Consider the following 12,981-nt stretch of genomic DNA (forward strand, 5'->3'; position numbering starts at 1 on the left):
GCCGGGCATGCCGATGCGGCGCGGGGCTCCCGGACCCCCGCTCGGTTCGGTACCGGTCCCCACGAGGGGAGGGACCGGTGCCGGACGAGCGGCGGCGTGTGGGTGTCCGGGTTCGTGGGCCTCCGGTTCAGGCGGGCGTCGAGGGGGCAGGGTCGTGCTGGGTGCGGGGGTGGCCCGCATGGGAGCCGGTTCCCGTGACCCGGGCCCGCCGCCCGAAGAGGGGAGGACCCATGAAGGTCTCCGTGGACCGGGACGCGTGCTACGGCTCGTCCGACTGCGCGTTCCGGGTGCCGGCGGTGTTCGACTTCGTGGACGGGTACGGCGTGGTCCGGCCCGGCCGGGAGGATGCCGGGGACGATCCGGCGGTACGGGAGGCGGCCGAGAAGTGTCCGTCCCGGGCTGTGGTGATAGAGGAGCGGCGGCCATGAGGCTGGCGGATATGCAGCGCTGACCCCCGGCCGGGTCGGCCAGGGGTTCGCATCGACGGTCGCGTACGCAAGTCGCCGGGTGTCGAGACGTCAGCGGGTCTGTGTGCCGGGGAGGCCCTCAGCAGTCGAGCTGCTGGGTGAGCCGGTCGCTGTGTTCGGCCTGTTCCGGGACGTACAGCCGGTGCGGGATCTTCGTGGCGGTGTCGAGGGCGGAGCGGGCGCGGTTCCGGGAGTGGGGGGACTTCCCGTGGGCCTCGGCCCGGATGCGCTGCTTCATCGTGGGGGGCAGGGACCTCGCCTGGGGCCAGATCCTGTGCTGTGCCGCCGTGGCGGTCGCCGGGGCCGTGTGGTGCTCGGTGCTCCGGTTCGGGCTCTCGGTCGGGCTGCCGGTCCGGGCGGTGGCCGCCGGGGCGGTCACGGTGACGAGTCCGAGTGCCGTGCACAGCGCCAGGAAGGCGGTGACGAAGGCGGTCCACAGCTTCATGACCTTGGTGCGGGCCATGTCCCCTCACTTTCGGGTTGGGCGATTTGCGTACTTTCCTCATGATGTGTATGAGCGTCCCGATGTGGTGGACCGCGCGCCGTGGCGCGTCGATGTTCAGATGAACACCACACGGATGGCCGTAAGAGCCCGGAAAACCCCGCAAAACCAGGTGATGAGGATGAAGTGGGAGAAAGATGACCGTGCGTGCGGGTGTGACCAGCCTTGCGATCACCCTCCGGACGAACCTCGCTCCGCTCGGCTATCGCGGGCGTGGAAGCGGGAGTTGGGGCGGACGACGGGCCCCGACGCAGGTCACCGATCGGTATCGGCCGGTGTGTATAGTCGGGCGCCAGAGGTCCCCAACGCCAACGAAAGACGAGGTCGCGCGGTGAAGAAGCTGCTCCTGGTCGCACTGGCCGCCATCGGCGGTCTCCTCGTGTACCGCCAGATCCAGGCGGATCGCGCCGAGCAGGATCTGTGGACGGAGGCCACCGACTCCGTGCCCACGGGTTCCTGACCCCGGCACCACGATCTGAACCGAACCCCGGCCGCCCCGAGCGACCGGGGTTCCGTGTTGTCCGGCCCCGCCGGTTCCGGTTGCCGGACTCCCGGGGCCGGTGTACGCCCGTGGGAACGGCCCGGACGTTTCGGACAGCCGCGCGGAATGCCCGGATGGAGCAAGGGCCCCCGGTGCAGGATGGGCCCCAGACGTGGTGCGGACGATGGGGGAGGGACCAGGGGTGTCCATGCGGGGGCGAGGACGCACGGGGTGGCGACGGCGGAGGTTCATCACGGCGCGAGCACGGCGGACGTACGCCACCGCACCGGACAGCCGCCCCCGGCGACACCGCCCCCGCCGCACCGCCGCCCTCGTCGCGGCGCTCCTCCTGCACGCCCTCGCCGCCACCCCCGCCATGGCCGCCGAGGCCGGACCCCAGCCGTACGCCTTCGCCATCGGAGCCGAGTCCGTGTCCGGTGTGCCCGGCACCTCCGCGGCGCGGCCGCTGAAGGCGGGCCACACCTACCGCAGCTCACTCCCCGCCCGCGGCAAGCTCTACTACCGCCTCGACCTCGCCGCGAAGGACACGGCCTACGTCCCCGTCACCGCCGTACCCCCGACGGGCACCCCCGTCGCCTCCACCGACGGCATCCGTGTCTCGCTCCGCGACATCGACGGCAGCGCCTGCTCCTACGCCTCCGCCACCATCGGCGCCGCGCTGAGCCCGCGGCCCGTGACCGCACTCGCCCAGCGCGACACCGGCCGGACCCTGTGCGGGGGCGCGGGGACGTACTACCTGCTCATCGAGCGCCTGGACAGCGGGGATTCCGGGTCGGACCGGACCTGGGACCTGGAGATCGCGCCCGTCACCGAGTCCCGCCCGGCCACGGCCGGACCCACCACCCCGCCCGCCACCTGGGACTCCGCCACACCCCGGCCGCCCGTCGGCACCCCGCGCACCCGGACCGGCGGCGCCGGATTCGCCACCGCGCGTCCGCTGGGCGAGGGCATCTGGCGCACCCGCGCCGCCCCCGGCACGACCCTCTTCTACGCCGTGCCCGTCGGCTGGGGGCAGCAGCTCCACGCCACCGCCGAACTCGGCGCCGCCCCCAGCGGCAGCGGCTACGTCGGCGGCGCCCTGGACCTCACGCTGCACAACCCCGTGCGTGGCCGCGTGGAGAACGCCTCCCTCGGCTTCACCGGCACACCGCGCACCGCCGTCCTGCCGCCGGTGCCCCCGGTGGAGTACGCCAACCGCTACGCGGTCACCGACGACGAGAACACCGTGCGCTTCGCCGGCCGGTACTACCTGGTCGTCCACGTCAGCTCGCGCCTGGCCGACAGCTTCGGGCCGGGTCCCTTCGAGGTGACGCTGACCGTGCGGGTCGACGGGCGGCCGCACGACGGTCCCCGGTACGCCGGGAAGTCCGTGCCGGACGGCCTCTTCACCGTCAGTTCCCAGGACTGGCAGGACGCCCTGATCGACGAGAGCGGGGACGACAGAACCGCGATGCGGGTCCTCGCGGCCGGGGGCATCGGCACCGGGACCGCGCTGCTGCTCGGCCTCGGCGTCTGGACCCTCGCGGCCCGGCGGCCTCAGACCCGTACCAGCGCCCAGAAGCCGACGGCGTAGCAGGCCAGGGCCAGGAGCACGACGGGGACGGCGACCCGGGCCGGGGGCCCCGGACGGCGGCGGTGGTGGTGCGCGGGGGCGCGGTGACTTTGCGCGGTGTACGGGACGGTCGGAGGCTCGGTGGGAGGAGCGGCGATCGGGGCTTCGACGGGGACAGCCGGGGTTTCGGGTACCCCCTGGGAGGCGGGGGTGCCGGGTGCTTCCCGGGGTGCGGGGGGAGGCAGGTGGAAGCTTCCGGTGTCGGACATGGCGGGGTGGGCGGTGCGCGGGTCGGGCACCGGGGCCGGGGGCGTGTCCGGTCGTACGGCGTCGGGGCGTACACCGGAGGCCCGTTTCGCCGGACCCTCCGGTCCGAACCCGTCCGGCAGCGGGCCGAGTTGGTCGAAGACCTCGACCGGTTCGTCGTCGGGACCGGGGGCGGGCAGAAGCTCCACGGCGGAGGCGAGCGCCTTGCGCACCCCCGTCGCCGAGCGGAACCTGGCCCCCGGATCGGGCTGGAGGAGACCCGCGACGACCTGCCACAACGGCTCGGGGATGCGTGCGGGCGCGCTCGGTGTGCCGTGCTCCAGGAAGTACCGCACGATCGCCTTGGCGTCCGGTTTCGCCCCCTCCAGCAGGTACAGGGCGACGAGCCCCACCGCGAACAGGTCGGCCGGGAAGTCCGGGTCGCCGCCCAGCATCTGCTCGGGCGCCAGATAGCCGGGGGTGCCCACCACGAGGTCGGTCTCGGTCAGCCGGGGCTCGCCCAGGCGCATGGCGATGCCGAAGTCGGACAGCCGCAGCCGGGGGCGGGCGGTGCCGGTTGCTTCCAGGAGGATGTTGGCGGGCTTGACGTCCCGGTGCACCACGCCCTCGGCATGGACGGCGGCGAGCCCGGCCAGGAGCTGGTCGAGCAGCTCGCACACGAAGCGGGGCGGCAGCGGGCCGTAGTCGTTGACCAGGTGCACCAGTGAGCCGCCGGAGACCAGGTCCATGGTGAAGAGCACCTGGTCGTCGTCGGCGGCCCAGCTCGCCGGGGCGAGGACGTGCGGGTGATCGATGCGCAGGGCCTGTTCGCGGACGAAGCGCAGCAGGGCGTGGGCGTCGCGCTGCTGGAGCACCTTCGCGGCCACGTAACGCCGCCGCCGGTGGTCCCAGGCGCGCCATACGGCGCCCACGCCGCCGCGCCCGATCGGGTCGGCCAGCTCGTACCGGCCGCCGAACACCTCACCCATGCGTGCGGCTCCTCCCCCTGGTCCGGTGCGTCGTCCGGTCCGCGTCCCGACCCCCACGGGACGCGCGCCGGACGGCGGTCAGCTCTGGTGGGACTGGTAGTGCGCGACCGCGTCGGAGGTGCGGCCCGCCCCGTAGACCCGGAGGAACTCTGCCAGCTCGGGGTGGGCCGGGGCGATGCTTTCGGCGGCCTCGATGATGTCGCCCGCGGCGGCGACGGAGCGCAGCAGCGACTGGATCTCGCGGACGACGCGCTTGACGGTCGGCGCGCCCGAACTGTTCGTCGTCTGCGCGGTGTTGCTGAGCACGGAGCCGCCCTGGGACTTCTTGATCTCGTCCATCCGCTCGGTCGCCTCGGCGGCGCTGACGCTGCCGTCCGCGACCTGGGCGGCCAGCTCCTGCAACAGCTGCACCCGCTGGACCACCGCGGGATTGCCGATCTTCGCGCGCTGGCCGCTCATCAGCTGCGACAGCATCGGAGCGGACAGACCCAGGACCGCCGCCAGCCGGGCCTGGTTGAGCCCGAGATCCTCGATGAGCTTACGGAAGAGCGCCCCCAACGGCTCCCCGTACCAGTTCCGCTGCAGCTCCCGCGCTCTCGCGGTCGCTTCCTGCTGTGCGGCGTCCATTGCGTCTCCCCATCGCTTCCCCATTGAACCGAGGTTCGCTCACGCGAACCATGCCGAGCATCCTACGGAGCGTGGTCAGACGCGGGGAGCCCCAAAGTTTTTGCCGGATACCGGGGGTGACCCGGTACTCTGGTCTGCGGCGCCCGTCGGGAGAACCTTCTCCGGCCGGACGCTGCCGCACGGGGCCTTAGCTCAGTTGGTAGAGCGCCGTCTTTGCATGGCGGATGTCAGGGGTTCGACTCCCCTAGGCTCCACAAAAAACCCCTCTGACCTGCGGAAACACAGGTCAGAGGGGTTTCTTTGTGCCGTTTTCGCCGCGGTTCGCGCACAGGGCGCGGGGCAGGCGGTTCACAACTCGCCTGCCCCTGCGGCCCGATGGCGGCGCCGGTCCGCCGTCACGTGTTCTCGTCGTCGTTGGACGAGTCCTCCTCGTTCTCCTTGGCGCGGACCTCCGGGTCCAGGGGGGAGCCGGTGCGGTCCACCGAGTGGAGGCGGGCGGCGTCGGGCATCTCCGTGGCGGCGGGGGGTTCGACCAGCCAGTCGGGGTTGGCCTGCTTGTCCCACCACTTCCAGACGGCGAGCGCGGTGCCGGCGACGAGGGCGGCCACGGCCGCGTACTTCAGGGTGCGGCGGGCCGTGCAGCGGCGTTCGTTGCGACGGGCCAGCTTCTTGATCTGCTTGGCGGAGACGTTGCCGCGCAGCGCGACCAGGGCGGCGGCACCGCGCGTCGCGGCCTCGTCGTAGACCGGCCCGGCGGCGGCCACGGCCTGCTCGATCCGGGGGCGCGAGTACTCCGCCGCCTGCTTGGCGGCCTTGCGGGTGAGCTCCGCGGCCTCCTGCGCGGCCTGGTCCACCTTCGGCGGGACATGGGCGAGTGCCTGCTCAAGACGGGGGGCGAGCAGCGCGTCGTACTGCACACGGGCCTGGTCGGCGGCCTGGGACATCACGGGCGCGAGCCGTACGCGTGCCTCCTGCGCGTAGTACGCGGCACGCTCCTTGGCCGTGTCGGCGTAGGGCGCCACCACGTCCGCGGCGTGCAGCACGCTGTCCTTCGCCGAGCCGGTCGCGGCGCGCACGCTCTCGATGCGGGTCACGGGAACCTCCTCCTCGGTGGCGGTACGGTATGTCGACTGTCCACCCTGTTACGGATCATGCCTGTCCGGGGCCCGTACGGCATGTGTGAGCGGGCATACGGGTGCCGATCGCTTCACATGTACGGAATTCCGGGCAACGGGTCCACCGCCGACCCTGCCACGAATCCCCGCCGCGCGCCGCTCTCCGCGGCGAACCGGTGGCAGTACGGCGCGGAACTCGTGGTCGTCCGGGGCCCGCTGTCCTGCGGCGTGCGACGATCGAAGCCTTTCCGGGAATGACGACGGAAACGAACGACGGAAACAACAGGGAAGGCACCCCGTGGCCGAGCAGCTCTACGCCACTCTCAAGACCGATCGCGGCGACATCAGGATCCGGCTGTTCCCGAACCACACCCCGGCCACCGTCAGGAACTTCGTCGGACTCGCCCGGGGCGAGCGCGCCTGGAAGAACCCCGAGACCGGCGCGGAAAGCACCGAACCGCTCTACGACGGAACGGTCTTCCACCGGGTCATCGGCGGCTTCATGATCCAGGGCGGTGACCCGCTCGGCACCGGCATCGGCGGACCCGGCTACCAGTTCGCCGACGAGTTCCACCCCGATCTGTCCTTCAACCGGCCCTATCTGGTCGCCATGGCCAACGCCGGTCCGGGCACCAACGGCTCGCAGTTCTTCATCACCGTCTCCCCGACCGTGTGGCTCAACCGCAAGCACACGATCTTCGGAGAGGTCGCCGACCCGGAGAGCCGGAAGGTGGTCGACGCCATCGCCGCCGTCCCCACCGGGCGTGATCACCGCCCGGTCGAGGACGTGGTGATCGAGACCGTCCTCGTGGAGCGGACCGGACAGGAGCAGGGAAAGGGCCAGGCGGGGAAGGACATGGAGACGACCGGATAGTCCTCGGAGACGGGGGCACCGCAGACGCTCGGGGACGGAAAGGCCGGAGGGGAACCAAATGCCCCGCTCGTCCGTAAGGATGGGCAGGGCGGGGTATCGCCCGGCGATGTCCCGTGACGGACAAGGGGATCTCATGGACCAGGCCGCAGCCGGCGCCCGGGACGCCCGGAGCCTGCCCGCGTGTTACCGGCACCCGGACCGCGAGACCGGTGTGCGCTGCACCCGTTGCGACCGCCCGATCTGCCCGGAGTGCATGGTCGACGCCTCGGTCGGCTTCCAGTGCCCCGACTGCGTGCGCGGCACCGCGCACGTCCCCCGTCCCGGCGGCGCCACCCCGGCCCCGGCCGCTGCCGCGCCCCGCACCCTGGCCGGAGGGCGGCACACCGCCGACCCCCGGCTCGTCACCAAGGTCCTCATCGGGCTCAACATCGCCTTCTTCGCGATCCAGCAGATCGTCGGCGACGCCTTCACCAACCGCTTCGAGCTGATCGGCCACGCGATCGTCCCGCAGCTCGGTGTGCAGGGTGTGGCGGACGGTCAGTACTACCGGCTGCTCACCGCGATGTTCCTGCACGGCGGCTTTCTGCACATCGCGTTCAACATGCTCAGCCTGTGGTGGATCGGCGGCCCGCTCGAAGCGGCCCTCGGCCGCGCCCGCTATCTGTCCCTCTATCTGGTCTCCGGGCTGGCGGGCAGCGCGCTCAGCTATCTGATGGTCGCGCCCAACGAGCCCTCCGTGGGTGCCTCCGGCGCGATCTACGGCCTCTTCGGCGCCACCGTCGTCCTGGTACGGCGGCTCAACTACGACATGCGGCCGGTCATCGCCCTGCTGGTGATCAACCTGATCATCACGTTCCAGGTCCCCGGCATCGCGTGGCAGGCCCACATCGGCGGCCTGGTCGCCGGTCTCGGCGTCGGCTACGCCATGATCCACGCCCCGCGCGACCGACGGCAGCTGATCCAGTACGGCGCCTGTGCGCTGGTCCTCGTCGTGGTGGCGATTCTCACCCTGGTCAGAACCGCTCAGCTGACCTGACCCGAACCGTTGTCCACAGCGCGTGCGCGATCTTGTGCACAGTGTGCGGGAACAGCTGTGCCCCCCGTCGCTCGGATGAGTTTCCGCAGGTCAGGCAGGGGGCAATGGTTGATCTTCAGCTGGTGGGGCAGTCACATCGGCGTCAACGAGCGGTGAGTTATCCACAGATCGTAGTTTCTTTTCCCCAGGCACATGTGGAAACTCTGCCCAAGGCTGTGGATAACTCAGTGAAGGGCCGTGGGCAGAGGTGCCCGGGCCCCACCGTGCGGCCCCGCTACTTCCACTGCGTGGAGACGCCGAACCCGGCTGCGATGAAGCCGAAGCCCACGACGATGTTCCAGTTGTCCAGGCTGTCGATCGGCAGCGAGCCGTCGGTCACGTAGAAGACCACGATCCACGCCAGGCCGATGAGGAACATGGCCAGCATGACGGGCGCGACCCAGGCGCTGTTGCCGAGCTTGACGGCCTGCGCCTTCACGGGCGGCGGCGTGTAGTCGGCCTTCTTGCGGATACGTGACTTCGGCACGAGGGTCTCTCCTGTCGATGCGCTGCGTGGCCGCGCAGGTAACGGGTCGGGCTCGGGGCAGCGTACAAGGGGACAGTAAGGGCACACTGAGTGCTCCCCCGGGCGTCCGTTAGCGTAGTGCTTCTACGGCGCCGAAGGAGATAAGGGTACGTTGAGCAATTCTGCCGACTCCCCCGGTACGGGATCAATGGGTCCGACCCGTTCCCGTGCGCGCCTGAAGCCGGTGCGGATCCTCACGGCGGGCGTTTTCGCCCTGGCCGGCCTGATCTTCTTCACCAGTTTCGACACCGCCAAGGGCACGGACATCCGCACCGACACCTCGTTGCTCAAGCTGTCCGACCTCATCCAGGAGCGCAGCCGCAAGAACAAGGGGCTGGACGAGTCCAACGCGACCCTGCGCGAGCGGGTGGAGTCGCTGGCCGAGAGCGACGACGGCAGCAGCCGCACCGAGGACGAGAAGCTCGGCGGTCTGGAGCGCGGCGCGGGCACGCACGCGCTGACGGGCAGGGCGATCACCGTCACCCTGAACGACGCCCCGCCGAACGCCACCGCCAAGCTCCCCGGCTACCCCGAGCCGCAGCCCGACTACCTGGTGATCCACCAGCAGGACCTCCAGGCCGTGGTCAACGCCCTGTGGCACGGCGGTGCGAAGGGCATCAAGGTCATGGACCAGCGGCTGATCTCCACCAGCGCGGTGCGCTGTGTCGGCAACACCCTGATCCTCCAGGGCCGCGTCTACTCGCCCCCGTACAGGATCACGGCGGTCGGCGACCCGGACCGGCTCCAGCAGGCCCTCGCGGACAGCAAGGCGATCCAGACGTACATGGTGTACGTCAACGTCTACGGCCTCGGCTGGCAGGTCGCCGACAACGGCACCGTGACGCTGCCCGGCTACACGGGCACCGTGGACCTGCACTACGCGCGACCGGTCGAGTAGGAGCCTCGCGGGCGTCCGGCGAGCACTCCGCGGGAGACCGGCGGGGGGCGCCGCACAACCCGGTCCGTCACCCGTTCCCTCACCCGTTGAGGCGATCGCCGCCGGGCCACGTATGTCCGGGTGTCGACCCGGCCTGTGGACAACGGCCGGGAGCCCGTCCGGCGCCGTTAGTCTGGTGCGGTACGGCGTGAGTCTGTGCCGTGAGGAACGGAAGGGACGGCATGTACGGCTTGATCTGGCGGCTTCTGCCGGGCAACACGTGGGTGAAGGCCCTGCTCTCACTCGTGCTGGTCCTGGCCGTGGTCTACGTCCTGTTCCAGTACGTGTTCCCGTGGGCCGAGCCACTGCTGCCCTTCAACGATGTGACGGTGGACCACCAGTGAGCAGTGCACGGATTCTCGTTGTCGACAACTACGACAGCTTCGTCTTCAACCTCGTCCAGTACCTGTACCAACTGGGCGCCGAGTGCGAGGTCCTGCGCAACGACGAGGTGACCACCGCCCACGCCCAGGACGGCTTCGACGGGGTCCTGCTCTCGCCGGGACCGGGCACGCCCGAGGAGGCGGGGGTGTGCGTGGACATGGTCCGGCACTGCGCCGCGACCGGCGTACCTGTGTTCGGGGTGTGCCTGGGGATGCAGTCGATGCAGGTGGCGTACGGCGGCGTGGTCGACCGCGCGCCCGAGCTGCTGCACGGCAAGACCTCCCCGGTGATCCACGGCGGCAAGGGCGTCTTCGCCGGGCTGCCCTCGCCCTTCACCGCGACCCGCTACCACTCGCTGGCGGCCGAGCCGGCCACCGTCCCGGCCGAGCTGGAGGTCACCGCCCGCACCGAGGACGGGATCATCATGGGGCTGCGGCACCGCGAACTCCCGGTGGAGGGCGTGCAGTTCCACCCCGAGTCGGTGCTGACCGAGCACGGGCACCGGATGCTGGCCAACTGGCTTGTCGAGTGCGGCGACCAGGGTGCCGTGGCGAGGTCGGCGGGGCTCGCCCCGGTGGTGGGCAGGTCCACGGCGTGACCGCGCTGCGCCCCGAGCGCGAGGACGTGTACGGCGACGCGCCGTACGGGTCCTACGACCCGGCGTTCACGGGCGCGGGCGACCCGCCGACGGCACGGATGCCGGCCGTGGACGGGCAGGGCGGCGTGCCCGGGGGCGTACCGGAGCCGCGGCCCGACGAGCAGACGATGGCGCTGCGGCTGCCCGAGCCGCCACCGGAGCCCGGGAGCGGCTCTGGGGGCGCCTCTGGGGGGCGTTCGGGCCGGTCGGGCTCCCCGGGGGCCACCGGTGGCCGCGCGGCCCGCAGGAAGGCCGCCAAGCGCGGCGGCGGCCGGGGTGCCGGACGGCACGGCGGTGCCAAGGACGCGGCGGACACGGCGAGTTCGGCTTCCGCGGACTTCGGGCGGCCGCTGTCCCGGGTCGAGGCCCGTCGGCAGGCGCGGGCGAACAAGCCCGGCGCGGCCGTCATGGTGAGCCGGGCGGTCGGCGAGGTCTTCATCACCACCGGCGTGCTGATGCTGCTGTTCGTCACCTACCAGCTGTGGTGGACGAACGTGCGCGCGCACGCGCAGGCGGGCAGCGAGACCCATCAGCTCCAGGACGACTGGGCGAGCGGCAAACGGGCGCCCGGCGTCTTCGAGCCCGGACAGGGCTTCGCGATCCTGCACATACCCAAGCTGGACGTGGTGGTGCCGATCGCCGAGGGCGTCAGCAACAAGCGGGTGCTCGACAAGGGAATGGTCGGGCACTACGGCGAGGCGCCGCTGAAGACGGCCATGCCGGACGCCACGTCGGGCAACTTCGGTCTGGCCGCGCACCGCAACACGCACGGTGAGCCGTTCCGGTACATCAACAAGCTCGTCGCGGGTGACGCGGTCGTCGTCGAGACACAGGACAAGTACTTCGTGTACAAGGTCACTTCGATGCTTCCGGTGACACCGCCGTCCAACACCAGTGTGCTGGACGCGGTCCCCCGGCAGTCGGGCTTCACGGCGCCGGGCCGGTACATCACCCTCACCACGTGCACTCCGGAGTTCACCAGCAAGTACCGGCTGATCGTCTGGGGCAAGATGGTCGAGGAACGCCCGCGCACCAAGGGCAAGCCGGACGCGCTCATCGAGTAGTCGAGCCGAGTCGAACAGGGGCACAGGACGAGTGGCAGCCACCGCCGACGACACCGCAGAACACACGGACGCGTCGGGCGCGGGGAGCGCCTCGCGCCCTCCCCGGCCCGGGCCGGTCGCCCTGGTGGTGAGTTTCCTCGGCGAAGTCCTCATGACGGTGGGCGTGGTCCTCGGACTGTTCGTCGTCTACTCCCTGTGGTGGACGAACGTCGTCGCGGACCGGCACGCCGACCAGCAGGCGGACAAGGTCCGTGACCACTGGTCCCGTTCGACCGACACCGGCCCCGGCGCGCTCGACACCAAGGACGGCATCGGCTTCCTGCACGTCCCCTCGATGCGCAACGGCGCCGTGCTGGTGGAGAAGGGCACCTCGACCGACGTCCTCGACGAGGGCGTGGCGGGCTACTACACCGAACCGGACGAGGCCGTCCTCCCGACGACGGGCAAGAAGGGCAACTTCACCCTCGCCGCCCACCGCGACGGCCACGGCGCCAAGTTCCACAACATCGACAAGGTGCGCGAGGGCGACCCGGTCGTCTTCGAGACCAAGGACGACTGGTACGTCTACAAGGTTTACGCGATCCTCCCCGAGACCTCGAAGTACAACGTCGAGGTCATCGACCAGGTCCCCGAGGAGTCCGGCAGGAAGAAGCCGGGCCACTACATCACCCTGACGACCTGCACCCCGGTCTACACGAGCCGCTACCGCTACGTGGTCTGGGGCGAGCTGGAGCGCGTCCAGAAGGTCGACAGCAAGCGCACGCCGCCGAAGGAACTCCGCTGACCCTCAGCGCCTCCCCTCCAGCCGCCGCAGCCGGGCGGAGTGCTGCCTGAGCCGGTGCTCGGCCCGGCGGACGTCACCGTGCAGCGCGGTCAGCTCGCGGCGGTGTTCGCCCGAGGTCTCGATCAGGGCGTTGAACATCGGGACGACGGTTCGGCCGAGAACGTGGTGGATGCGCTGGTCGATGCGGGCGTCGAGGGCGGCGAGGGAGAGGATCTCGGGTCCGGCCGCTTCCGTGTGCCCGGCGGGTTCGGCCACGGGACCGGTGCGGGCCAGGTGCTCCATGTCGAGCAGATAGGTGCGCACCCGCCGGGCGACCTCGCTGTCGCGGAGCAGCATGGCGATGTTGAGGACGGCTCGGCGGGAGTAGACGGTGAGGCCGGACCGGGGCTGTGGATAACTTCCGGAATAGCGTGACAAGATGTCACGCTTAAATTCCCGCAGGTCACGGCCCTGAAGCGTCACCATCCCGTTCTCGGACAGCTCCTCACGGTGCCGCGCCTTGATCTGTCGGATGGCCTCGACACTCACCCCGAAATACGCCGCCACCATCGCCGTCGTCACATGCAGCCCGTCCGGCAGCAGGGCGAGTGTCTTCACCCGGTCCAGCACATCCGTGCGCTCCAGCACGGAGCTGCGTAGTGCCCGGGACTCCAGGAGTGCGGTCTGATCAATCATGCCCTGTCAACGACCGACGCGCGGA

At 70.9% G+C, this 12,981-nt stretch carries 16 protein-coding genes and 1 tRNA gene; 11 read left to right on the forward strand and 6 right to left on the reverse strand.

Features of this window, described 5'->3' with window-relative positions; translation table 11 throughout:
• The first annotated feature begins 230 nt into the window (after window positions 1–230).
• Window positions 231–428, forward strand: a complete 198-nt coding sequence (locus AB0E91_RS10095) for a ferredoxin (RefSeq protein ID WP_361777991.1) — start codon at window positions 231–233, stop codon at window positions 426–428.
• A gap of 118 nt (window positions 429–546) precedes the next feature.
• Here the strand turns inward: AB0E91_RS10095 and AB0E91_RS10100 are convergent, their stop codons facing one another.
• Complete coding sequence (locus tag AB0E91_RS10100) at window positions 547–930, reverse strand: DUF6344 domain-containing protein (protein WP_361777994.1); 384 nt, start codon at window positions 928–930, stop codon at window positions 547–549.
• 370 nt (window positions 931–1,300) lie between these two features.
• On the opposite strand from AB0E91_RS10100, the gene AB0E91_RS10105 reads away from it, so the two are divergent.
• Window positions 1,301–1,429 (forward strand): DLW-39 family protein, encoded by a 129-nt coding sequence (locus tag AB0E91_RS10105; protein ID WP_003999697.1) that lies wholly within the window; start codon window positions 1,301–1,303, stop codon window positions 1,427–1,429.
• A 229-nt stretch (window positions 1,430–1,658) separates the two neighbouring features.
• Window positions 1,659–3,044, forward strand: a complete 1,386-nt coding sequence (locus AB0E91_RS10110; RefSeq protein ID WP_361777997.1) for a hypothetical protein — start codon at window positions 1,659–1,661, stop codon at window positions 3,042–3,044.
• Here AB0E91_RS10110 and AB0E91_RS10115 read toward each other — a convergent pair.
• On the reverse strand, window positions 3,008–4,258 hold the full coding sequence (locus AB0E91_RS10115; RefSeq protein WP_361778000.1) for a protein kinase: 1,251 nt from the start codon (window positions 4,256–4,258) through the stop codon (window positions 3,008–3,010). The genes AB0E91_RS10110 and AB0E91_RS10115 overlap by 37 nt on opposite strands.
• 78 nt (window positions 4,259–4,336) lie before the next feature.
• Window positions 4,337–4,885, reverse strand: coding sequence for a helix-turn-helix transcriptional regulator (locus tag AB0E91_RS10120; protein WP_161183123.1), 549 nt, complete (start codon window positions 4,883–4,885; stop codon window positions 4,337–4,339).
• Window positions 4,886–5,066: 181 nt separating this feature from the next.
• Between AB0E91_RS10120 and AB0E91_RS10125 the strand changes: the two genes are divergently transcribed.
• Window positions 5,067–5,139 (forward strand) — tRNA-Ala (locus tag AB0E91_RS10125).
• Window positions 5,140–5,280: 141 nt separating this feature from the next.
• On the opposite strand, the gene AB0E91_RS10130 is transcribed toward AB0E91_RS10125, so the two are convergent.
• Complete coding sequence (locus AB0E91_RS10130; RefSeq protein WP_361778003.1) at window positions 5,281–5,979, reverse strand: DUF5324 family protein; 699 nt, start codon at window positions 5,977–5,979, stop codon at window positions 5,281–5,283.
• 319 nt (window positions 5,980–6,298) lie between these two features.
• Between AB0E91_RS10130 and AB0E91_RS10135 the strand changes: the two genes are divergently transcribed.
• Complete coding sequence (locus tag AB0E91_RS10135) at window positions 6,299–6,874, forward strand: peptidylprolyl isomerase (RefSeq protein WP_361778006.1); 576 nt, start codon at window positions 6,299–6,301, stop codon at window positions 6,872–6,874.
• Window positions 6,875–7,007: 133 nt separating this feature from the next.
• Window positions 7,008–7,910: a rhomboid family intramembrane serine protease gene (locus AB0E91_RS10140; RefSeq protein WP_361778009.1), complete on the forward strand. Its 903-nt coding sequence runs from the start codon at window positions 7,008–7,010 to the stop codon at window positions 7,908–7,910.
• A 274-nt stretch (window positions 7,911–8,184) separates the two neighbouring features.
• Here AB0E91_RS10140 and crgA read toward each other — a convergent pair whose 3' ends face one another.
• A complete protein-coding gene (crgA, locus tag AB0E91_RS10145) occupies window positions 8,185–8,436 on the reverse strand; it encodes a cell division protein CrgA (RefSeq protein ID WP_361112209.1) in 252 nt (83 codons plus the stop codon).
• A gap of 151 nt (window positions 8,437–8,587) precedes the next feature.
• Between crgA and AB0E91_RS10150 the strand changes: the two genes are divergently transcribed.
• The 5 genes from AB0E91_RS10150 (at window position 8,588) to AB0E91_RS10170 (ending at window position 12,281) form a co-directional block, all read left to right on the forward strand.
• Window positions 8,588–9,373, forward strand: a complete 786-nt coding sequence (locus AB0E91_RS10150; protein ID WP_361778012.1) for a DUF881 domain-containing protein — start codon at window positions 8,588–8,590, stop codon at window positions 9,371–9,373.
• A 221-nt stretch (window positions 9,374–9,594) separates the two neighbouring features.
• Window positions 9,595–9,756, forward strand: a complete 162-nt coding sequence (locus AB0E91_RS10155) for a hypothetical protein (protein WP_018547677.1) — start codon at window positions 9,595–9,597, stop codon at window positions 9,754–9,756.
• On the forward strand, window positions 9,753–10,394 hold the full coding sequence (locus tag AB0E91_RS10160) for an aminodeoxychorismate/anthranilate synthase component II (RefSeq protein ID WP_361112216.1): 642 nt from the start codon (window positions 9,753–9,755) through the stop codon (window positions 10,392–10,394). Before AB0E91_RS10155 ends, AB0E91_RS10160 begins: the two co-directional genes overlap by 4 nt.
• Window positions 10,391–11,497, forward strand: coding sequence for a class E sortase (locus AB0E91_RS10165; protein WP_361778016.1), 1,107 nt, complete (start codon window positions 10,391–10,393; stop codon window positions 11,495–11,497). The genes AB0E91_RS10160 and AB0E91_RS10165 overlap by 4 nt, the downstream gene beginning before the upstream one ends.
• 31 nt (window positions 11,498–11,528) lie before the next feature.
• On the forward strand, window positions 11,529–12,281 hold the full coding sequence (locus AB0E91_RS10170; RefSeq protein ID WP_361778019.1) for a class E sortase: 753 nt from the start codon (window positions 11,529–11,531) through the stop codon (window positions 12,279–12,281).
• A 3-nt stretch (window positions 12,282–12,284) separates the two neighbouring features.
• Here the strand turns inward: AB0E91_RS10170 and AB0E91_RS10175 are convergent, their stop codons facing one another.
• The gene (locus AB0E91_RS10175; RefSeq protein WP_361778022.1) at window positions 12,285–12,956 is read right to left on the reverse strand and encodes a restriction endonuclease; all 672 of its coding nucleotides are present in this window, start codon (window positions 12,954–12,956) and stop codon (window positions 12,285–12,287) included.
• Between the last annotated feature and the right edge of the window lie 25 nt (window positions 12,957–12,981).

The sequence above is a fragment of the Streptomyces sp. NPDC026659 genome, from assembly GCF_040638245.1.
Classification (GTDB): domain Bacteria; phylum Actinomycetota; class Actinomycetes; order Streptomycetales; family Streptomycetaceae; genus Streptomyces.

Excerpts from the sequence above, each read along its gene's own strand:
- AB0E91_RS10095 (WP_361777991.1), top strand. The coding sequence starts at position 231 with ATGAAGGTCTCCGTGGACCGGGACGCGTGCTACGGCTCGTCCGACTGC.
- AB0E91_RS10100 (WP_361777994.1), bottom strand. The coding sequence starts at position 930 with ATGGCCCGCACCAAGGTCATGAAGCTGTGGACCGCCTTCGTCACCGCC.
- AB0E91_RS10110 (WP_361777997.1), top strand. The coding sequence starts at position 1,659 with ATGCGGGGGCGAGGACGCACGGGGTGGCGACGGCGGAGGTTCATCACG.
- AB0E91_RS10115 (WP_361778000.1), bottom strand. The coding sequence starts at position 4,258 with ATGGGTGAGGTGTTCGGCGGCCGGTACGAGCTGGCCGACCCGATCGGG.
- AB0E91_RS10120 (WP_161183123.1), bottom strand. The coding sequence starts at position 4,885 with ATGGACGCCGCACAGCAGGAAGCGACCGCGAGAGCGCGGGAGCTGCAG.
- AB0E91_RS10140 (WP_361778009.1), top strand. The coding sequence starts at position 7,008 with ATGGACCAGGCCGCAGCCGGCGCCCGGGACGCCCGGAGCCTGCCCGCG.
- AB0E91_RS10155 (WP_018547677.1), top strand. The coding sequence starts at position 9,595 with ATGTACGGCTTGATCTGGCGGCTTCTGCCGGGCAACACGTGGGTGAAG.
- AB0E91_RS10175 (WP_361778022.1), bottom strand. The coding sequence starts at position 12,956 with ATGATTGATCAGACCGCACTCCTGGAGTCCCGGGCACTACGCAGCTCC.